Source organism: Cellulosimicrobium sp. NPDC057862 (assembly GCF_042797035.1).
Taxonomy (GTDB): domain Bacteria; phylum Actinomycetota; class Actinomycetes; order Actinomycetales; family Cellulomonadaceae; genus Cellulosimicrobium.
On sequence record NZ_JBHVMH010000020.1, the window covers coordinates 46,221 to 65,832 of the forward strand.

Consider the following 19,612-nt stretch of genomic DNA (forward strand, 5'->3'; position numbering starts at 1 on the left):
AACGCCTGTTGTTCACTACGGAACGCACTCTAGGCGAAGGAGCGACGATGGCGGAAGCCGGGGCCACGTCGTCGGGCACCCCCGAGGACGACGCGCACGCGACGACCGGTCCGGGCGGCAGCCCGCTCGGGAGCGTGGACAAGGCGCTGACCGCGCTCGAGGCGCTCGCCGGGGCCGGCCCCGCCGGGGTCGCGCTCGGCGACCTCTCGCGCTCGCTCGGGCTGCACAAGGCCTCGCTGCACCGCACGCTCGCCGCGCTGCGCTACCGCGGCTACGCCGAGCAGGACGCCACGACGGGCGACTACCGGCTCGGCCCGGCGGCGACCGCCCTCGCGACGGTGTACCTCGGCGAGGAGAACCTGCCCGCGCTCCTGCACCCGGTGCTCGTCGCGGTGTGCCGGGAGACCGACGAGCTCGTCCACCTCGGCGCCCTCGCCGGGACCGAGATCGTCTATCTCGACAAGGTCGAGCCCGCGCGCGCCGTCCGGGTCTGGTCGGCCGTGGGCCGTCGCCGACCCGCGGCCACCACCGCGCTCGGGCGTGCGCTGCTCGCCCACCGGCCGCTCGACGACGGCGCGCTCGCCTGGTACGCCGCGGCGGCCCCCGGCGAGCGCCCCGTCTCGGCCGCCGCGCTCCGCGCGACGTGCGACGCGACGCGGGCGAGCGGCTTCGCGACGGAGACCGAGGAGAACGAGCCGGGCATCAGCTGCGTCGCCCTCCCGATCCTGCGAGGCGGGCAGTCCGTGGCCGCCGTGAGCGTCACCGCGCCGGCCGAGCGCCTGGGCACGCGCCGGCGGCGCGAGATCGAAGCGGTCCTGCGCGACGTCGTCCCGCCGCTGCTGCCGCCGACGCTCGCCGTGCCGGAGGCGGCGCTCGCAGGCGCCCCGCTCTCGGGCGCGCGTCGACCGGCGACGGGGCGCGCCCTGTGAGAGAGTTCAACCGCAGCACGACGGAATGACGGAAGGGCCCGCGCGATGACCGTCCTCGTGGCGTACAACGACTCCCCGCAGGGCGAGACCGCGTTCCGTGCGGCGGTCGCCGAGGCGGTCCACCGCTCGACCGCCCTCGCGGTCCTCGTCCTCACCCCGCAGGACGCCGACGCGGGCGTCCCCGCGACCCTCGCGCACCTGCTCGACACGCTGCCCGCCGAGCTCGCCCGCCCCGAGATCTCCTACCGCTCGGAGCACCTCGACCCCGCCGAGGCGATCATCGACGAGGCCGCGCGCACGGCACCCGACGTCGTCGTCGTGGGCGCGCGCAAGCGGTCGCCGGTGGGCAAGTTCCTCCTCGGCAGCACCACGCAGCGCGTGCTCCTCGACTCGCCCGTCCCGGTCCTCGTCGTCAAGGCGTCCCACTGACGCCCTCCTGACGGGTGCTGCGACGCGGCCGCCCGGTCCTCCGGACGGCCGCGTCACGACCGCTCAGCCCTGCGAGACGGCGGCGCGCAGCCCGTCGACGAGCAGCGTCGTCGGGCGGCCCAGCAGGCGGGTGAGCTCGCCCGACGTCTCGGCGAGCAGCCCGTCGCGGATGTTGCCGTCCAGCGCGACGACGAACCCGGCCGTGCCCTCGTCCAGCCCCGCCCCCAGCAGGGACGCGCGGTGCTCGTCCGGGCTCACGCGCCGGTAGGCGACGGGCCGTCCGAGCACCTCGGAGGCCGCGGCGGCGAGGTCGTCGAACGTCCACGCGACGTCGCCGCTCAGCTCGTACACGTCCCCCGCGTGCGCGGCGGCGTCCCCCTGCGCGGCGAGCGCCACGACCGCGGCGGCCTCGGCGTAGTCGGCGCGGCTCGCGCTCGCGACGCGGCCGTCGCCCACGCTCGACACGAGCTCGCCGGACTCCCTGGCGCCCAGCACGTCGCCGACGTAGTTCTCGGTGTACCAGTTGTTGCGCAGGATCGTGGTCGCCAGGCCAGAGGCCGCCAGGAGCTCCTCCGTGGCCTTGTGCTCGGGCGCGAGGACGAGGGCCGAGGTCGTGGCGCGCGGCGCGCTCGTGTAGATCACGCGGGAGACACCGGCCGCCCGCGCGGCGTCGATCACGTTGCGGTGCTGCTCCACGCGCTGCCCGACCTCCGAGCCCGAGACCAGCACGAGGACGTCGACGCCCGCGAGCGCCGCGGCGAGGGTCTCCGGGCGCGCGTAGTCGGCCTCGCGGACCTGGACGCCACGGTCGGCGAGGTCGGCGACCGTGGCGGTCGTGCGGGCGGTGGCGACCACCTGGGCCGGGTCGGCGCCGCGGGCGAGGAGGGACTCGACGACGAGGCGGCCGAGGTGACCGCTGGTTCCGGTGACGGCGATGGACATGCGGGGGCTCCTTCGGTGCGTGGGCACGGCCAGGCGGCCGTGCCATCCCAGCATGCGCTTACTTTTCGAAAGTGCCAACCGTGAGCATGTGCGTTCTATCTCACAGTGCTTCCCCTCCGCGGGCGCCGTATCCTGGGGCGATGACGACCGACGCCCGCCCCGTGGAGGACACCGGACCCACCGACGCGATGGTGGCCGACGTCTTCCAGCGCGGCTGCACGTCACGCCACGTCCTCGAGGCCGTGACCGGGCGGTGGGGCGTGCTCACGGTCGCCGGTCTGCGCGACGGCGCGGTGCGCTTCAACGCGCTCCGTCGCCGCATCGACGGGGTCAGCGAGAAGATGCTCGCCCAGACCCTCCAGTCCCTCGAGCGCGACGGCATCGTCGTGCGCGAGGTGCGCGCGACCATCCCGCCGCACGTGGAGTACTCCCTCACCGACCTCGGGCGCCGCGTCGCCGACAGCCTGACGGGCCTGCTCGACGTCCTCGAGGGCTCGGTCGCGGAGGTGACGGCGTCCCAGCGCGCGTACGACGCGCGCCGGGACGGCTGACTCTCGCCGTCGGGAGTCAGCCCGACCGCGGGCCGCGGAGGGTCACTGCTGCGACCGGACGTACCAGAACACGAGCGCGGCGACCACCAGCAGCCCGGCCACCACGGCGAGCACGATCTTGCCGACGCTGTACGGGCGCCGCCCGATCACCTGGCCGGTGTTCGCGTTGACCATGACCTGCCACTGCTTGCCCGCGTACACGTAGGTCGCGATCCACAGCGGCAGCAGCACGAGCTTGAACATCACGGCGGCGTAGGCCGTGCTGATCGAGGAGACCCGCTGCTCGTCGCCCCCGATGTCGCGTTCGACGTCGTCGTTGATCACCGGCGCCATCTTCTGCTTGGCACGGTCCAGGCCCGCCGGCGGCTCGACGTCGTAGCGCGCGGCCGAGAAGCCGGCGAGATACTCCGCACGGAACGGCACGGCCCGCTCGACGTGCCACGGCCCGAGCCGCGCCAGGTCCCGCTCGGCGACCTGCGAGGACGCGGGGACGAGCACGTCGTCGAAGTCGCGGGCCACCCGTCCGAAGGCCGGCGACCAGCGCACCCGGCGCTCCTGACGTTCCTCGTCACCGTGCTTCACGGTGACGTAGTAGGCGTCCCCGCGCTGCCCGACGTAGTCCGACGTCGTGCTCGCGTCGAACGTCCAGTGCGGCACGTACGACCCGTGCAGGGACTCGGTGTCGCCGACCTTCTTCAGCTCGCGCGGGGCGAACCACCGGGAGCGGACCCAGCGCCGGAACGACTCGCGCGCCTGCGCCTGCTCGACGGCGAACGGCACGACAGCCTCGGGCTGCACGAGCCCGTCGGCCTCGACCGCGGCGACGAGGTGCCCACCGCAGAACCGGCACGCGACGGACAGGTCGGTCCCCTGCGTCGTCGCACCGCAGCCGTCGCACGTGAGGACCCGCGTGTCGAGGATCCCGGCGCGCACCCCGCCCTGCGCCGCGGCCCACGCGTCGAACGAGTGCTCGTCGACGGCGTCCCCGGGCGCGTGCACGATCGCGACGGTGCCGCCGCACGCGACGCAGCGCAGGTGCTGCGTGCCCGGCGCGTACGCGAGCTGCGACCCGCACGCCTCACAGCGGGTCCGGACGAGCTCGCTCTGGGCGTCGCTCACCGTCAGCCCGCCACCGGACCGGACGAGGCACCGGTCGGGGGCAGCGGCGGCGGCGTCGCGGCGAACAGCGACGCGAGCGCGGGCACCTCGCCCGCGGCGGTCCACGCGGCCATGCCCTGCTGCCACACGAGCGACTCGCGCGTCACCTCGCCGGACCGGACCCGGCCCGCGAGGTCCGCCGTCGTGCCCGGACCTGCCTGAGTCCCACCGACCGCCCAGTACCAGGGCGACTCCGCGGCGGGCAGCGGCGGCGGCCCGGCGGCCGGCGCGGCCGACTGGGCCGGCGCGGCGGCCGGTGCCGGCGCAGCCCCGCCCAGCGACTGCGCGAGCTGCTGCCCCATGGCCGCCCCGAGGCCCATACCGGCGCCGAGCCCGAGCCCGTCGCCCGCGCCTCCGGGGTTGGCGGCGGCGGTCTCGATCGCGTTCGCTGCCTGGAACTTCGTGTACTGGTCGAGGTTCCCCACGACGGCCATCTGCGTGCGCTTGTCGAGCGCCGCCTCGACCTCGGGCGGGAAGGAGACGTTCTCGAGGACGAACCGCGGGACGGCGATGCCGTACTCCGACAGGTCCTCCGAGAGCTGCCCCGCGAGCCGCGTGGCGATCTCGCGCTGGTTCGCGGCGAGGTCGATCGCGGCGACCCCCGCCTCCGCGAGCGCCGGGCCGAGCTGACCGACGACGAGTCGCCGGAAGTAGTCGCCGATCTCGTCGGTGCGGAACTGCGGGTCGGTCCCCACGAGCTGGCGGAGCAGCGCGGACGGGTCCACGACCTGGAGCGCGTACGTCCCGAACGCCCGGATGCGGACCGCGCCGAGCTCCGGGTCGCGCAGGATCACGGGGTTCTGCGTGCCCCACGTGAGGTCAGTGAACTGGCGCGTCGCGACGAAGTACACCTCCGCCTTGAACGGTGAGCTGAACCCGTACTTCCAGCCCTGGATCGTCGACAGGATCGGCAGGTTCTGGGTCTCGAGCGTGTACGTGCCCGGCCCGAACACGTCGGCGAGCCGGCCCTCGCTGACGAAGACGGCGCTCTGCCCCTCGCGGACCACGAGCTTCGCCTGGTTCTTGATCTCGTTGCCCTGGCGCGGGAAGCGCCAGACGATCGTGTCCCGGCTCTCGTCGAGGAACTCGATGATGTCGATCAGCTGGCCGCGCAGCTTCTCCATGAAGCTCATCCGGACTCCTTCGCTCGTCGTGCGGGACGGCCGTGGGCGACCTGGCGTGCGGGGCGCTCGGCCCGCCGCGGTCCCCCGGCGCGCCGAGCATAGCGGCATCCCAGCCCGCCGATGAAACCCCCAAGGGTTGGTAAAACCGACTGGTCGCCGCAGGGTCCCTCCCAGGGCGTCGAACCCGGGGTCGCTCCCCACGGACGCCGTCGGCTCAGGAGAGACGCCGAGCTCGGCGGCGACCTATCCTGGCCGCGTGCCGACCTCGCCGACGACCGCGCCCGCGACGCCCACCGTCGCCGTCCTGCTCGCGGCCGGGGCAGGGACCCGGCTCGGGCGCGGGCCCAAGGCGTTGCTCCCCCACCGCGGCGGCACGCTCGTCGAGCACGCGACCCGGGTGCTGCTCGCAGGCGGGTGCGACGCGGTCGTCGTGGTCCTCGGCGCCGAGGCCGAGCGCGTCCGAGCGGGGTCGAGGCTCGACGACCCCCGGGTTCGCGTCGTCGACAACCCCGGCTGGGCGACCGGCATGGCGACCTCGCTGCGCGTCGGCGTCGCCGCCGCTCTCGACCTCGGGCCTGCCCGGGTCGTCGTCGCGCACGTGGACCAGCCCGGCGTCGTGCCCGACGACGTCGCGCGCCTCCTCGCCGCCCACCGCCCCGACCGCGTGGCCGCGTCCCGCTGGACCGCCGCCGTCGGCCCCGAGGCCCCAGCGGGACGAGGCCGACCCCGCTGGGCCCATCCGCTCGTCCTCGACGCCGGGCTCGCCGCGCCCGCGGTCGCGAGCGCCCAGGGCGACCACGGCGCACGCGAGTACCTGCGCGCCCACGCCGACCTCATCGACGTCGTCGACCACCCGGGCGACGGCCGCGACCTCGACACCGAGGCCGACCTCGACCTCCTCGCCCCCGACCCACCCGCCCCTCGCTGAGTGCATGAAATAGTCGCGTCCGAGGCCGTTCGGCGCGACTATTTCATGCACTCAGCGGGCGGTGGCGGCCTTCAGACCCAGGTAGACGCGGTCGCGGGCGAGCGGTAGCTCCGTGAAGCGCACGCCCGTCGCGGCGCGGATCGCGTTGGCGAGCGCGGGGGCCACCGGGTTGAACGGGCTCTCGCTCATGGACTTCGCGCCCATCGGGCCGACCGTGTCCGACGTCCGTGCGAAGTAGACCTCGCTGCGCGGGGTGTCCGCGAAGGTGGGCAGGTGGTACTGGCGGAAGATGTCGGTCGTGACGCGGCCTGTCTCGTCGACGACCACGTTCTCGTAGAGCGCGGCACCGAGGGCCTGCGCGATGCCGCCCTCGACCTGGCCGCGGCACTGGCGCGGGTTGACGACCTCGCCCGCGTCGGCGGCCTGGACGGACTGGAGGATGCGGATCTCGCCCGTCCCGCGGTGCACGGCGACCCGGAAGCCGTGGACGTTGAACGCGACGGAGCGCGGCGTGCCACCCCAGCGGCCCTCGGCGACGAGCGCGATCCCGGCGTCGGCGGCCGCGCGGGCGACGTCCACGAGCGGCAGCACGGCCCCGGCGCAGTCGACGCCGCCGGGCACGAGCCGGCAGTCCCCCGGCGCCGCGCCGGCCATCCCCGCGGCGACCTTGAGCAGCGCCTCGGCGAGGTCCTGCGCGGCCGCGAGCGACGCCTTTCCCGCCACCACGGTGCCGGTGGACCCGAACGCGCCGGTGTCGTGCTCGACGAGGTCCGTGTCCGACTGCCGCACGACGACGTCCCCGGCGTCCTGCCCGAGCGCGCTCGCGACGAGCTGGGCGTGCACGGTCGTGGTGCCGTTGCCGAACTCGGCGGTCCCGACCTCGGCCTCGACGACGCCGTCGGCCCGCAGCCGCACGCGCGCGTGGGAGTAGTGCCCGCGCGGCGGCACCGTGTCGATCATGGAGAGCGCGGTGCCCTCGCCGACGCCCCACTCGGGGCCCAGGTCCGGCAGGACGTCCGCACCCGACCCGGCTCCCGCCCCGTACGCGGCGACGTCGCGCGCCCGACCGCGCGCGAGGGCCTCGGCGGCGAGGTCGAGGCACTGGTCGAGGCCGTAGCTGCCGTAGAGCACGTCCTCCTCGGGCGTCGGGTGCGTGGAGAGCATGGGGTCGCCGTCGAGCACGACGTTGCGGCGCCGCAGCTCGAGCGGGTCCATGCCGAGCTGCTGCGCGAGCTCGTCGACGGCGGACTCGACGGCGAAGATCATCTGCGACAGCCCGTACCCGCGGAACGCTCCCGCGGGCACCGTGTTCGTGTAGACGCAGTGCGCGTCGACCTTCTTGTTCTCGCACCGGTACACCGCGAGAGACTCCCCGCACCCGTGGAACATGACGCCCGGCCCGTGGTTGCCGTACGCCCCCGTGTTGCTCAGCACGTCGAGGTGCAGCGCCGTGAGCGTGCCGTCGCGGCGCGCGCCCGCGCGCACCCGGATGCGGAACGGGTGGCGCGTCGTCGCCCCGACGAACTGCTCGGTGCGCGTGAGCTCGAGCTGGACCGGCCGCCCGAGGCGCAGGGTCGCGAGCGCCGCGACGTCCTCGGTGAGCACCTCCTGCTTGCCGCCGAACCCGCCGCCCACGCGATCGCAGTGCACGCGCACGCGCTCCGGGTCGAGGTCGAGCACGCGCGCGAGGTGGCGCCGCGCGAGGAACGGCACCTGCGTCGACGACCGCACGACGAGTCGCCCCTCGTCGTCGAGCGACGCGATGGCGCAGTGCGTCTCGAGGGCCGCGTGCTGCACGCGGTGGGTGCGGTACGTGGCCTCGTGCACGACGTCGGCCTCCGCGAGACCGCGCTCCACGTCGCCGAGCTCGCTGTGCACCTCGGCCACGACGTTCGCGTCGGGACGCGAGACGCGCGCCTCGGCCGGGTCGAGCTCGGGGTGGACGAGCGGCGCGCCGGGCACCATCGCCTCCTCCGGGTCGACGACGGCGGGCAGCACCTCGTACTCGACGCGCACCTGGCGCACGCCCTCCTCGGCCGCCGCGACCGTGTCGGCGACGACGGCCGCGACGCGCTGCCCGACGTGGCGCACGACGTCGTCGAGGACCCGCGTGTCGTCGGGGTCGTCGGTGAAGAGCTCGTGCTGCGCGGTCGAGAACCGCGTCGCGGGCGCGTCCTCGTGCGTGAGGACGGCATGCACGCCCGGCACCGCGAGCGCCGCCGTCGTGTCGATCGCGACGACGCGCGCGTGCGCGTGCGGCGACCGCACGAGCTTCAGGTGGAGCAGCCCTGGATAGTCCGCAGGGTCCACGTCGAGCGTGTACCGCACCGTCCCGGTGACGACCCCGCGCCCCGCGGGCGCGGGCACGTCGCGCCCGAACGCCTGGTCTCGCGAGGTAGAGCCCTGGTCCGCCGAGGTAGAGCCCTGGTGTCGCGAGGTAGAGCCGTGGTCTCGCGAGGGGGAACCGCCGCCCGACGACGCGCGCTCACCCGTGCCGGGCGCGGTGCCCGTCGTGTCCCCACGACCGAGGACGGCGTCCTCGATCGCGCGGTAGCCCGTGCAGCGGCACAGGTTCCCCTTGAGGTTGCGGGGCAGGTTCGCGCGCTGCGCGTCGTCGAACGTCGCGGCGGTCATGATCATCCCCGCCGTGCAGAACCCGCACTGGAACCCCTGCGCGTCGAGGAACTGCTGCTGCACGGGGTGCAGCGCGTCCTGCGGCCCGTGGGGGTCGTGGTCGCACGCGCCCGCGGGCTCGTCCCCGGCCGCGTCCGCGGTGGCACCGCCCCGGCACGCCGTCGCCGCGAGCCCCTGGATCGTCGTCACCTCGCGGCCCGCCGCGCGACGTGCCGGGTAGACGCACGAGTGCACGGGGACGCCGTCGACGTGGACCGTGCACGCGCCGCAGTCGCCGCCGTCGCAGCCCTTCTTGACTCCCAGCGCGCCCTGCTCGCGCAGGTACGTGCGCAGGCACTGTCCGGCGCGTGGCTCGGTCTGCGCGGTGCGACCGTCGATCGAGACGGGTGGGGTCGGGCGGGGGTCGATCGCGGTCATCGGGGGGCTCCGTCCGTGCCGTCGACGAGCAGCTCGCAGCGGATCTCCTCGCCGAGGCGGTAGGTCATGTCCCGGCGCCAGGCGGGCAGGCCGTGGATGTCGTCGTGGTAGAGGTCGAGCGGGATCGCGGCGTCGAGCGCGGCGGCGAGGTCGGCGGCCGAGGGAGGCGCGTCGGCGGCGAACCGCAGCTGCACCGGCCGGCGCGTCGCGGCCGTGACGGTCAGGACGAACCCTCCCCCGGCGTCTGGCGGGTCGACCCGGCCGATCAGCAGCACGCCCGAGCGGCCGAGGTTCGAGAGGGACAGACGCCGGAACGCGGTGCGCGAGCGCAGCGCATGGTCGGGCACGCGGATCGCACGCAGGAGCTCGCCCGGCGCGAGCGTGTTGGCCAGCTCGCCCGTGACGAGCTCCGCGACCGGCTGCGTCCGGCGGGTGCCTCCCGGCCCCCAGACCTCGGCGACGCCGTCGAGCGCGGCGGTGAGCGAGATCATGGGCCCCGCGGGCAGGGAGGTGCAGACGTTGCCCCCGACGGTCGAGGTGTTCCAGATCTTGAAGGACGCGACGAACGCGTCGCAGCACGGCCGCACGAGGTCGAGCGCGGACCAGCCCGTGCGCACCGGCCCGGCCTGCGGGCTCTCCTCGAACGCCCAGAGCTCGGCGACCGTGCAGGTCGCGGCGATCTCGAGACCGTCGTCGGAGACGGTGAGCGCGGGCCAGCCGGCGCTCGTCACGTCGAGCAGGCGCCGCAGCGTCTGGCTGCCGTAGGAGAACAGCACGGTGCCGCCCGCGAGCCAGGCGTCGCCCTCGCGCCACTCGCCGGGGTCGACGGTCGGGACGAGGTCGGTGACGGTGCTCAGGTCCATCAGGGGCGCTCCTCGGGGTTCGGCACAGCGGCGCTCGCGGGCCCGTGGGTGGGTGGGCCGGCGACGGGGTCGGCGTGGATCGGGCCGTCGGTCCCGCTCAGCGGGACGACGGCGGCGCGCCCGTGCCGGGTCGCGACGAGCTCCGCGGTGATCGAGACGGCGACCTCCTCGGGCGTGACCGCCCCGAGGTCCAGGCCGATGGGCGAACGGAGCCGCGCGAGCGCCGCCTCGGTCACGCCCTCCGCGCGCAGGGCGGCGACGCGCTGCGCGTGCGAGCGGCGCGAGCCCATCGCCCCGACGTACGCGAGCGGCAGGTCGAGCGCGAGGCGCAGGAGCGGCACGTCGAACTTCGCGTCGTGCGTGAGGACCGCGACGGCGGTCCGGGCGTCGACGCGCCCCGCCCCGGCCTCGGCGGCGAGGTACCGGTCCGGCCACTCGACGACGACGTCCGCCTCGGGGAACCGTCGGGCGTCGGCGAACACCTCGCGCGCGTCGACGAGGGTCACGCGGTACCCGAGCAGGCGCACGTGCCGCACGAGCGCACCGGCGAAGTCGTTCGCCCCGCACACGAGGAACCGCGGCGCGGGCAGGCGGGTCTCGACGAGCAGCGTGACGGGCTCGGCCTCGTCGCACGCGGCCTCGCCGTCCTGCGTCGCTTCGCCGGTCTCTGTGTCGGGCGCCGAGACCCGCGGTGCTCCGTGCGCCGCGTGGACCGTCGCCGTCCCGCCCGCGCGCAGCACCGCGACCACCTGTGCCGCCGCGGCGTCGAGGGCGGCCGGCTCGACCAGGTCGTGCAGCGCCCGGGCGACGCTCCGCTCGTCCGCGGCGTCGGGGTCGTCGACGAGGACCGCGGTGCGCCGCGCCCCGTCGATCCGACGCACGAGCGCCGCGGCCCCACGCCCCTCGGCCTCCGCGTCGCCGTCAGACGAACCCGTGCCCGGACCCTGCGGGGCGTCCGAGCCCGCGCGCGCTCCGCCGTCGGAGGGTGCCGTCAGCGCGACGAGCACGCGGGCGGCGTCGTCCCCCGGGAAGACGGGCTGGACGTGCACGTCGAGCGTGCCGCCGCAGCTCAGCCCGACGGCGAACGCGTCGTCGTCGCTGTAGCCGAACGTCTCGCGGTGGCTCGCGCCCGAGCCGATCGCGTCGAGCGCGGCGGCGTGCACCGCGCCCTCGACGCACCCGCCGGACAGGCTGCCGAGGACGGCGCCGTCGGCGCGCACCGCCATGGCGGTACCGACCGGTCGCGGCACGGAGCCGGACGCCGCGACCACCGTCGCGACGGCGAACGGGGGCTGCCCCGGGCCGAGCCACGGGGCGAGCCGGTCGACGATCTGGAGCATCGTGGGCCTCGCTTCCGCCAGGGTGCCGGCGAACCGGCGTCCTTCCAGTGAACCCTTGCGGTGAGTCCCCTGCGTGTCCGGGGACGCGTCGGCTGTGACGCACCGGAAACACAGGGCTTGAATCCGCCCTTGGACTGCTCTCCCGCGAGAGGAGAGATGTTCCGCTGAATGGAATTCCGCTTCCATTGAGCGGACTCCACGCTAGCACGCGAGCGGACGTGGGTCACGGGTCGGCGGCCAGGAACGTCTACGATCGGCCCATGACCGCGGTCTCGCTCGGGATGCCCAGGCTCCGGTCGGGCGCGCCCGCCGACGGCTCGCCGGACCTCGACCCGGGTCGTCCCGCGACCGAGGCGCTCGTCGACCGCTACGGGCGCGTCGCGCGCGACCTGCGGATCTCGATCACCGAGAAGTGCTCGCTGCGCTGCACCTACTGCATGCCCGCGGAGGGCCTCCCCGCCATCCCGCGCGAGGACCTCCTCGCGCCCGACGAGATCGGCCGGGTCGTTCGGGTAGCGGTCGACCGACTCGGCATCACCGACGTCCGGTTCACGGGCGGCGAGCCGCTCATGCGCCGCGACCTCGTGGACATCCTGCGCGCCGCACGCACGGCCGCGCCCGACGTGTCGCTCTCGCTGACGACCAACGCGATCGGGCTCGACAAGCGCGTCCACGAGCTCGTCGCCGCCGGTCTCGACCGCGTCAACATCTCGCTCGACTCCGTCGACCGTGAGGACTTCGCGCGCCTCACGCGCCGCGACCGGCTGCCCGACGTGCTCGCCGGGATCCGGGCCGCGCTCGCGGCCGGGCTCGCCCCGGTCAAGCTCAACGCGGTGCTCATGCCCGAGACGCTGGCGGGGGCGGCCGACCTGCTCGCCTGGGCGGTCGACCACGGGTGCCACCTGCGCTTCATCGAGCAGATGCCGCTCGACGCCGACGGGCACTGGACGCGTGACGACCTCGTCTCCGCGACGGACCTCCTCGCCGTGCTCGGCGCGCGCTTCGACCTGCTCGAGGTCGGCCGCGACGACCCGTCCGCGCCCGCGGAGGAGTGGCTCGTGGACGGCGGGCCCCAGACCGTCGGGATCATCGCGTCCGTCACGCGCTCGTTCTGCGGCGCGTGCGACCGCACGCGCCTCACCGCCGAGGGCACGGTCCGCTCGTGCCTGTTCGGCGACGACGAGACGGACCTGCGCGCGATCCTGCGCTCGGAGCACCTCACCGAGGACGAGCGCGACGACGCCCTCGCCCGCGCGTGGCAGGGTGCGATGTGGCGCAAGCCGCTCGCCCACGGGAGCGACGTCCCGACGCTCGCCGCCGACGCGTTCGCACCGACGTCGCGCAGCATGGGCGCGATCGGCGGCTGAGCGTCGCGACGGTGGCGCAGATCATAGGGTGAAGCCGGTCACCACGACGCGTCTGCCCAGGTCACGCGAGACGGACCTTCCTACCATGGATGCCGTGACGACGATCTCCCCTGCACCCACGAACCGCCCCGCGACCTCGCCCTCCGCCGCGCCCATGGCGACGCCGGACAACAGCACCTCCGCGCTGCCGATCTACCGCACCGACGACCGCTCCGACAGCTGGAAGGCCGGGACCAAGAGCGTCCTGGGCGCGACGATCGGTGCCGTCGTCGGGACGGTCGTGCTGAGCTGGTTCGGCCTCGTCCTCGGCACCGCCGTCGGGCTGGGCATCGGCATGCTGCTCGACAACCGCCCTGCCGCGCGCTGACCCGACCCGTCCCACCCCGGCACCGCGCGACGAGCGCGCGACCGGGAGCGTCCCGCCCGACATCGTCGTCGCACGGCGGATCCCGCAGCCCGACTCACGAGAGGCGAGAAGTGGCCCCTCCCCGGCCGTAGCCGGGGGCCACTTCTCGCCTCTCGTCGTTCCTCCGGGCCCGGGGACCTGAAGTCCGGAGGGTGGTCCGCTACAGCCCGACCCACTCCGAGACGCCGTCGTCGAAGTGCTGCCGCTTCCAGATCGGCACCTCGGCCTTGATGCGCTCGACGAGCAGCGAGCACGCCTCGAACGCCTCGCGGCGGTGACCCGCGGCCGCGGACGCGACGAGCGCGACGTCGCCGATGCCCAGGCTCCCGTACCGGTGCACGGCGGCGACGCGCAGCCCGGTCTCGGCCGCCACGGCGTCCACGCACCGTCGGATCACCGTGGTGGCGTCGGGGTGCGCCTCGTAGTCGAGCCGGGTGACGCCCCGGCCGCCGTCGACGTCGCGCACGACGCCGCGGAACGTCACGACGGCGCCGCTCTCCGGGCTCGCGACCGCGTCCTCGACGGCGCGCGACACCACGTCGTCGAGCACGTCGGTCGTCACGCGGCTCACGTCCTCGGACGCACCACCGTGGACAGCGCCCGACGACTCGCCCTGCGTCTCGCTCACAGCTCTCGCACCTCCACCTCGGTCCCGGCGTCCCACTGTGTCACGTCGGCGGGCACGTCCACGAGGACGTCCGTCCGCGCCATCGACGCGACGAGGTGCGAGCCCGCCCCGCCGACGACGCGCACCGTGCCGTCGGGCCCGGTCGCACCCCGCAGGAGCTGACGCTTCCCCGCGGGCGACGTCAGGCCCTCGGCGAGGACGGCCGTGCGCACCCGGTCGACGACGGGCAGCCCGGCCGCGCGCTCGAGCGGTTCGCGCAGGAACATCGCGAACGACACCTGGGCGCTCACCGGGTTGCCCGGGAACGTGAGCACGGGCGTCCCGTGCACGGTGCCGAAACCCTGCGGACCGCCCGGCTGCATCGCGACCGACCGGAAGGTGACGACCGGCGACGCCGCCCGGCCGGCCTCCTGGCCCGCGCCCTGGTCGACGTCCCGACTGCCGACGGCGCCCGAGCCTGCGAGCACGTCCTTGACCACCTCGTACGCCCCCTGCGACACGCCGCCCGACGTCACGACGAGGTCCGCGACCGCGGCCGCCTCGGCGAGCACGGCGGCGAACCGCGCGGCGTCGTCGCCGCACCGGGCCGTGCGCACGACGTCGCCGCCCGCGCGCCGCACGGCGGCGCCGAGCGCGTCGGCGTTGGCGTCGAAGACCTGCCCGGGCCCCGGCGTCTCCCCGGGGCCGACGAGCTCCGACCCGGTCGACAGGACGGCGACGCGCGGCCGGGCGACCACCCGCACGCTCCCCACCCCGCACGCCGCGGCGGCGGCGAGGTGGTGCGGCGCGAGGACGGTGCCGTCCGCGAGGAGCACGTCCCCGGGCCGGACGTCGGAGCCCGCCTCCCGGACGAACTCCCCCGCCGACCGCGGCACCCGGACCTCGACGGCGTGGCTCGCACCCGCACCGGCCGGTGCGCCCCCCGCGAGACCTGCGGCGTCGGGTCGCGGCGCGCCGGCGAACGTCCCTGCGACGGTGTCCTCGACGGGGACGACGGCGTCCGCACCCTCCGGCACGGGCGCGCCGGTCATGATGCGGGCCGCGGTGCCCGGCGCGAGCCGCGGCGGGAACCCCGGCGCCGCGGGGATCTCGGCCGCGACGGTCAGCCGGACGGGCGTCTCCGCGCTCGCCCCGGCGACGTCCGCGGCCCGGACGGCGTAGCCGTCCATCTGGGAGTTGCGGAACAGCGGGACGGCCACCGGTGCGACCAGGTCGGCCGCGAGGACCCGGCCGAGCGCGTCGGCGAGCACGACGTCCTCGGTGCGCGTGCGCCGTCGGGCCGCCTCCACCAGCGGGGCGAGGAGCGCCGCGACGTCCGCGCGGTGCTGGTCGACGCTCACGCGTGCCGTCCCGCCCATGCCACGCCCTCCCACGTTCCCGTGCACGCCGACGGGCCACCCGGAGGAGCGGGCGACCCGTCGGCCGTGCGGTCGATGTCGAGGCTCAGCCTCCCACGACCGCGGTCAGAGGACCGCGCACGAAGTACACGACGAACCCGGCCGCGACCACCCACAGGAGCGGGTGGACGTCGCGCGCCTTGCCGCACGCGAACCGCAGCAGGACCCACGTGACGAACCCGATGCCGATACCGTTCGCGATGGAGTACGTGAGCGGCATCGTCACGATCGTGAGGAAGACCGGCAGCGTGACCGTGAAGTCGGTCAGGTCGATCTCCTTGATCTGGCCCATCATCATCGCGCCCACGACCACGAGCACCGCGCTCGCGACCTCGATCGGCACGACCGCCGTGAGCGGCGTGAGGAACATCGCGACGAGGAAGAGCCCGCCCGTGACGACCGAGGCGAGGCCCGTGCGCGCGCCCTCGCCCACGCCCGCGGCCGAGTCGACGAACACCGTGTTCGACGACGACGACGTCGCGCCACCGACCACCGCGCCCACGCCCTCGACGACGAGCGCCGACTTGATGCGCGGGAAGTTGCCGTCCGCGTCGGCGAGGCCGCCCTGCTTGGCGAGCCCCGTCATCGTGCCCATGGCGTCGAAGAAGTTCGTGAAGAACAGCGTGAACACGAGCATCGTCGCCGCGAGCGCCCCGATCCGGTCGAACGCGCCGAACGAGAACTGCCCGAACAGGCTGAGGTCCGGGACGGAGACGAGGGAGCTCGGCAGCGTCGGCACGGTGAGGTGCCAGCCGCCGGGGTTGTCGTCGGACGCGGGACCGAGCTGCAGCACGGCCTCGGCGACGATCGCGACGACGGTCGTCCCGACGAGCCCGATGAGCAGACCGCCCTTGACCTTGCGCGCCACGAGGATGCCCATGGTCAGCAGGCCGACGACGAACACGAGGGTCGGGACCGAGGTGATCGACCCGCCGTCGCCGAGCTGGACCGGCGGCCCGCCCGGGGTGCGCGTGACGAACCCCGCGTCGACGAACCCGATGAACGCGATGAACAGGCCGATGCCGACCGTGATCGCGGCCTTGAGCTGGCGCGGGACGGCGTTGAAGATCGCCGAGCGTGCGCCCGTCACGGCGAGCAGCACGATGAGCAGGCCGTTGACGAGCACGAGCCCCATCGCCTCGGGCCACGTGACGTCGCCGATGACGGCGACGGCGAGGAACGAGTTGATGCCCAGGCCGGCCGCGAGCGCGAACGGGAGGTTCGCGACGAGGCCGAACAGGATGGTCAGACCACCGGCGGCGAGGCCGGTCATCGCGCCGACCTGCGCCGTCTGGAGCCACCCGCCCGCGACGTCGACGGGCGCGTTCTCGGCGCTCGTCCCGCCGAGGATGAGGGGGTTGAGGATGACGATGTACGCCATCGCGAAGAAGGTCACCAGGCCGCCGCGGAGCTCGCGCCCCGTGGTCGAGCCGCGCTCGGTGATCTTGAAGAAGCGGTCGAGTCGGCCGGTGGCCGGGCCGGTGCCGCGTGCGTCGTCGTTCTCGGCGGTCTCCCGCCGCGTGCCGAGGAGAGTCACGTCCTTGTGCCCTTTCCTGAGGTACCGATCGGCCGCGCGGCCGGTCAGTACTCGATCCGGGACTCGAGGACGCGCCAGGCGTCGAACGGCGCGGTGGCGGTGGCCGTGCGCTCGTGCACGACCTGCATGCTCCGGTCGGCCGGGTCCGCGGCGAAGAAGTCGTAGAACTCGGCGTCGTCGAACCCGGCGCTCGCGGCGTCGTGGCGGTCGGCGGCGAAGTACACGGTCTGCACGCGCGCCCAGAGGGCGGACGCGAGGCACATGGGGCACGGCTCGCAGCTCGAGTAGAGCGTCGCGCCCGTGAGGTCGAACGTGCCGAGCGCGGCGCACGCGCGCCGGATCGCGGTGACCTCGGCGTGCGCGGTGGGGTCGTTGTCCTGCGTGACCCGGTTGTTGCCCTCGAACACCTGCCCGTCGGCGGTGACGACGACGGCGCCGAAGGGTCCTCCGGCGTTCGCGACGCTGTCGACCGCGAGGGCGACGGCTCGGTCCAGGTGTGCTGCGTCCACGACAAGAGTGTCCATGGTGAGTCTCCACGGTTCGGGCAGCGACGCCGGGTGCTCCGCCTCCGGCTTCCGGCTCGTCGGTGACCCGGGAGGAGGCGGCCGGCGGGCCGCTGCAGGCGAGTTGTCACTTCCGCCTGGTTGGTAGCTGCCGGTGTCGGATCGATCGCGTCGACCACCGAGCGTGTCGCTCGGCCCGGGCCCGCCGTTGGCACGCACGACGCTAGCAGCGCGTGACCGACGACACAAGAGATTCGGAAGAACTTTTCCACAGTGTGGACACGCATGTGGAGGACTGGGATCCCACCTGGCCGTTGCGGAAGGAACTGCCGCCCGGAAGAGTTGTCCCAGCGCAGGTCCGGCACACGGTCGGACCGCAGGTACCGACCCAAGGTCCGACGCCGGGGGCGTCGCCCGTCCCCGACCACCCGGAGGCCCCGTGACCGAACCCGCTCCGCCGTCGTCGTTCCCGATCGTCCGCGTCCCCGCGCGTCCGGGCCCGCCGCTGCGCTTCCAGCTCCGCCCGGTCGCCCCCTCGCTGCGCTCGTTCCTCGCGACCGAGGCCGGCGGTGCGGTGCTCCTGCTCGTGGCGACCGTCGTCGCGCTCGTGTGGGCGAACTCCGCCTGGTCAGGGGCCTACGACGACCTGTGGTCGGCGACCGCTGGCTGGCACGTCGGGCCGTGGTCGTTCGAGATGGACCTGCACCACTGGGTCAACGACGCCGCGATGGCCGTGTTCTTCCTCGTCATCGGCCTCGAGATCAACCGCGAGGTGACGAGCGGCGAGCTCCGCAACCGGCGGACCGTCGCCGTGCCGGCGCTCGGCGCGCTCGGCGGGCTCGCCGTCCCCGCCCTCATCTACGTCGCGTTCAACGCCGGCTCCCCCGCGCAGCACGGCTGGGGCATCGTCATGTCGACCGACACGGCGTTCCTCGTGGGGATCCTCGCCCTGTTCGGACCACGCTGCCCGGACCAGCTCCGGCTCTTCCTCCTCACGCTCGCCGTCGTGGACGACATCGGCGCCATCACCGTCATGGCGCTCTTCTACACCGACGACCTCTGGCTCCCGGGGCTCCTCGTCGCCGCCGTGCTCGTCGTCGTCATCCTCGCGCTGCGCTGGCTCGGCGTCTGGCGGCTCACCCCGTACGCGCTCGCGGGGATCGCCCTGTGGGGCGCGGTCTACGCGTCCGGCGTCCACGCGACGCTCGCGGGCGTGCTCGTGGGCCTGCTCGTCCCGTCGCGCTCGTCGCGGCCCGTCGACGTCGCGGTCGTGCCCAAGTACGCCAAACGGCTCGCCCAGGAGACGACGGCGGAGCGCGAGCACCTCACCGAGCTCGCCGCGCGCGCGGCCGTCCCCACGAGCGAGCGCCTGCAGCGCGTGCTGCACCCGTGGAGCGCGTACGTCGTGGTGCCCGTGTTCGGCCTCGCCAACGCGGGCGTGCAGCTCGACGCCGAGTCGCTCCGGACCGCGGCGACGTCGCCCGTGACGATCGGCGTCGCCGTCGCGCTCGTCGTGGGCAACGCCGTCGGCATCTTCGGCGCCGCGACGCTCGCCCTGCGCCTCGGGCTCGGCGACCTCCCCGGGCGTGTGCGGTACTCCCACCTGCTCGGCGGCGCGATCCTCGCCGGCATCGGCTTCACCATCTCGCTCTTCATCGCCGAGCTCGCGTTCGACGACGAGGCGCTCATCGAGCAGGCCAAGATCGGCATCCTCGCGGGCTCGCTCGTCGCCGCCGTGCTCGGCTCCCTCGCGCTCCGGTTCGTCGGCGAGCGCTGGCCCCTGTGCTCCCCCGGCGCCGACGGCCCCCCGCCCGAGCTCCCACCCCTCCCCTGGCGCCCACCCGCGACCGCCTGAGCACCCCACGCCGCCGAGCGAGAACCGGGGCCTGCCGAGGGAGAACCCCGGTCACGCGAGGTAGAGCCCTGGTGGGCCGAGGTAGAACTCTGGTCGGGCGAGGTAGAACCCCGGTCGGGCGAGGTAGATCCCCGGTCGGGTCGCAGGCCCGCGTGGTCGGGTCCGCGGCGCGGGTGGCCTCGGTGCTCGGGGCTGCGGCGCCGTCACCCTGGTCTGTCGGCCGTGGGTTCTAGGAGCGCCGCTCTGACGCCCCTTCGCATCCGAGCCCACCCCCACCGCTCGGCGATCGTCTCGCCCCCGGACGTCGGTCGCCCACTCGCGACCATCGGGTGGCCCACGGGGGCGGGTGCGCCCGTGTCGACTCGGCATGAGCCCGACCAGGCCGTCCCGGCGGGTCGAGCAGGCGACAAGGACGCGTCCCGCGCGCCAGACGCGCCTGAACCACCTGCTCGTGTGACGACGAACCCCACCCCGCGGGCGGTCGCCCGAGGCGAGAACCGACCAGGGTGAGACGACGTGGGGCGGGGTGGGTGGTGGTGCCGCGTCGTGGCGGGCCTGGCGGGAGCCGCGAGGAACGAGCGGCGGATGGTAGACGCGGCACCAC

At 74.8% G+C, this 19,612-nt stretch carries 17 protein-coding genes; 7 read left to right on the forward strand and 10 right to left on the reverse strand.

Annotation, left to right across the window (positions count from 1 at the left end):
* Positions 1 to 47: 47 nt before the first annotated feature.
* Entirely contained in the window at positions 48 to 929 is an 882-nt protein-coding gene (locus tag ACFVN3_RS18415) for an IclR family transcriptional regulator (protein ID WP_378234416.1), read from the forward strand.
* A 45-nt stretch (positions 930 to 974) separates the two neighbouring features.
* On the forward strand, positions 975 to 1,358 hold the full coding sequence (locus tag ACFVN3_RS18420; protein WP_378234417.1) for a universal stress protein: 384 nt from the start codon (positions 975 to 977) through the stop codon (positions 1,356 to 1,358).
* 63 nt (positions 1,359 to 1,421) lie between these two features.
* Here the strand turns inward: ACFVN3_RS18420 and ACFVN3_RS18425 are convergent, their stop codons facing one another.
* On the reverse strand, positions 1,422 to 2,300 hold the full coding sequence (locus ACFVN3_RS18425; RefSeq protein ID WP_378234418.1) for an SDR family oxidoreductase: 879 nt from the start codon (positions 2,298 to 2,300) through the stop codon (positions 1,422 to 1,424).
* Positions 2,301 to 2,440: 140 nt separating this feature from the next.
* Between ACFVN3_RS18425 and ACFVN3_RS18430 the strand changes: the two genes are divergently transcribed.
* Positions 2,441 to 2,851, forward strand: coding sequence for a winged helix-turn-helix transcriptional regulator (locus ACFVN3_RS18430; protein ID WP_378234419.1), 411 nt, complete (start codon positions 2,441 to 2,443; stop codon positions 2,849 to 2,851).
* A gap of 42 nt (positions 2,852 to 2,893) precedes the next feature.
* On the opposite strand, the gene ACFVN3_RS18435 is transcribed toward ACFVN3_RS18430, so the two are convergent.
* The gene (locus ACFVN3_RS18435; RefSeq protein ID WP_378234420.1) at positions 2,894 to 3,970 is read right to left on the reverse strand and encodes a hypothetical protein; all 1,077 of its coding nucleotides are present in this window, start codon (positions 3,968 to 3,970) and stop codon (positions 2,894 to 2,896) included.
* A gap of 2 nt (positions 3,971 to 3,972) precedes the next feature.
* Positions 3,973 to 5,142 carry an SPFH domain-containing protein gene (locus ACFVN3_RS18440; protein ID WP_378234421.1) on the reverse strand — a complete coding sequence of 390 codons (1,170 nt, stop codon included), beginning with the start codon at positions 5,140 to 5,142 and terminating at the stop codon, positions 3,973 to 3,975.
* A gap of 247 nt (positions 5,143 to 5,389) precedes the next feature.
* On the opposite strand from ACFVN3_RS18440, the gene ACFVN3_RS18445 reads away from it, so the two are divergent.
* On the forward strand, positions 5,390 to 6,061 hold the full coding sequence (locus ACFVN3_RS18445; protein WP_378234422.1) for an NTP transferase domain-containing protein: 672 nt from the start codon (positions 5,390 to 5,392) through the stop codon (positions 6,059 to 6,061).
* Positions 6,062 to 6,112: 51 nt separating this feature from the next.
* Here the strand turns inward: ACFVN3_RS18445 and ACFVN3_RS18450 are convergent, their stop codons facing one another.
* Genes ACFVN3_RS18450 through ACFVN3_RS18460 form a run of 3 tightly spaced genes read right to left on the reverse strand, consistent with a single transcriptional unit; the run spans position 6,113 to position 11,315 of the window.
* The gene (locus ACFVN3_RS18450) at positions 6,113 to 9,112 is read right to left on the reverse strand and encodes a molybdopterin-dependent oxidoreductase (protein ID WP_378234423.1); all 3,000 of its coding nucleotides are present in this window, start codon (positions 9,110 to 9,112) and stop codon (positions 6,113 to 6,115) included.
* A complete protein-coding gene (locus ACFVN3_RS18455) occupies positions 9,109 to 9,975 on the reverse strand; it encodes an FAD binding domain-containing protein (RefSeq protein WP_378234424.1) in 867 nt (288 codons plus the stop codon). The genes ACFVN3_RS18450 and ACFVN3_RS18455 overlap by 4 nt, the downstream gene beginning before the upstream one ends.
* Complete coding sequence (locus ACFVN3_RS18460) at positions 9,975 to 11,315, reverse strand: XdhC family protein (protein WP_378234425.1); 1,341 nt, start codon at positions 11,313 to 11,315, stop codon at positions 9,975 to 9,977. The genes ACFVN3_RS18455 and ACFVN3_RS18460 overlap by 1 nt, the downstream gene beginning before the upstream one ends.
* Before the next feature lie 260 nt (positions 11,316 to 11,575).
* Between ACFVN3_RS18460 and moaA the strand changes: the two genes are divergently transcribed.
* Both moaA and ACFVN3_RS18470 read left to right on the forward strand, forming a co-directional pair.
* On the forward strand, positions 11,576 to 12,682 hold the full coding sequence (gene moaA / locus ACFVN3_RS18465) for a GTP 3',8-cyclase MoaA (RefSeq protein ID WP_378234426.1): 1,107 nt from the start codon (positions 11,576 to 11,578) through the stop codon (positions 12,680 to 12,682).
* A gap of 94 nt (positions 12,683 to 12,776) precedes the next feature.
* Complete coding sequence (locus ACFVN3_RS18470; protein WP_378234427.1) at positions 12,777 to 13,049, forward strand: hypothetical protein; 273 nt, start codon at positions 12,777 to 12,779, stop codon at positions 13,047 to 13,049.
* Positions 13,050 to 13,248: 199 nt separating this feature from the next.
* Here the strand turns inward: ACFVN3_RS18470 and ACFVN3_RS18475 are convergent, their stop codons facing one another.
* The 4 genes from ACFVN3_RS18475 to ACFVN3_RS18490 form a co-directional block, all read right to left on the reverse strand.
* Positions 13,249 to 13,716, reverse strand: coding sequence for a molybdenum cofactor biosynthesis protein MoaE (locus ACFVN3_RS18475; RefSeq protein WP_378234429.1), 468 nt, complete (start codon positions 13,714 to 13,716; stop codon positions 13,249 to 13,251).
* The gene (gene glp / locus ACFVN3_RS18480; protein ID WP_378234431.1) at positions 13,713 to 15,074 is read right to left on the reverse strand and encodes a gephyrin-like molybdotransferase Glp; all 1,362 of its coding nucleotides are present in this window, start codon (positions 15,072 to 15,074) and stop codon (positions 13,713 to 13,715) included. Before glp ends, ACFVN3_RS18475 begins: the two co-directional genes overlap by 4 nt.
* An 85-nt stretch (positions 15,075 to 15,159) precedes the next feature.
* Positions 15,160 to 16,650, reverse strand: coding sequence for an NCS2 family permease (locus ACFVN3_RS18485; protein WP_378234433.1), 1,491 nt, complete (start codon positions 16,648 to 16,650; stop codon positions 15,160 to 15,162).
* A gap of 44 nt (positions 16,651 to 16,694) precedes the next feature.
* The gene (locus tag ACFVN3_RS18490; RefSeq protein ID WP_375823088.1) at positions 16,695 to 17,174 is read right to left on the reverse strand and encodes a nucleoside deaminase; all 480 of its coding nucleotides are present in this window, start codon (positions 17,172 to 17,174) and stop codon (positions 16,695 to 16,697) included.
* Between the two features lie 418 nt (positions 17,175 to 17,592).
* Between ACFVN3_RS18490 and nhaA the strand changes: the two genes are divergently transcribed.
* Complete coding sequence (nhaA, locus tag ACFVN3_RS18495) at positions 17,593 to 19,008, forward strand: Na+/H+ antiporter NhaA (protein WP_378234434.1); 1,416 nt, start codon at positions 17,593 to 17,595, stop codon at positions 19,006 to 19,008.
* Positions 19,009 to 19,612 lie beyond the last annotated feature (604 nt).

Excerpts from the sequence above, each read along its gene's own strand:
- ACFVN3_RS18415 (WP_378234416.1), top strand. The coding sequence starts at position 48 with ATGGCGGAAGCCGGGGCCACGTCGTCGGGCACCCCCGAGGACGACGCG.
- ACFVN3_RS18425 (WP_378234418.1), bottom strand. The coding sequence starts at position 2,300 with ATGTCCATCGCCGTCACCGGAACCAGCGGTCACCTCGGCCGCCTCGTC.
- ACFVN3_RS18440 (WP_378234421.1), bottom strand. The coding sequence starts at position 5,142 with ATGAGCTTCATGGAGAAGCTGCGCGGCCAGCTGATCGACATCATCGAG.
- glp (WP_378234431.1), bottom strand. The coding sequence starts at position 15,074 with ATGGGCGGGACGGCACGCGTGAGCGTCGACCAGCACCGCGCGGACGTC.
- ACFVN3_RS18460 (WP_378234425.1), bottom strand. The coding sequence starts at position 11,315 with ATGCTCCAGATCGTCGACCGGCTCGCCCCGTGGCTCGGCCCGGGGCAG.
- ACFVN3_RS18455 (WP_378234424.1), bottom strand. The coding sequence starts at position 9,975 with ATGGACCTGAGCACCGTCACCGACCTCGTCCCGACCGTCGACCCCGGC.
- ACFVN3_RS18490 (WP_375823088.1), bottom strand. The coding sequence starts at position 17,174 with ATGGACACTCTTGTCGTGGACGCAGCACACCTGGACCGAGCCGTCGCC.
- ACFVN3_RS18430 (WP_378234419.1), top strand. The coding sequence starts at position 2,441 with ATGACGACCGACGCCCGCCCCGTGGAGGACACCGGACCCACCGACGCG.
- moaA (WP_378234426.1), top strand. The coding sequence starts at position 11,576 with ATGACCGCGGTCTCGCTCGGGATGCCCAGGCTCCGGTCGGGCGCGCCC.
- ACFVN3_RS18420 (WP_378234417.1), top strand. The coding sequence starts at position 975 with ATGACCGTCCTCGTGGCGTACAACGACTCCCCGCAGGGCGAGACCGCG.
- ACFVN3_RS18450 (WP_378234423.1), bottom strand. The coding sequence starts at position 9,112 with ATGACCGCGATCGACCCCCGCCCGACCCCACCCGTCTCGATCGACGGT.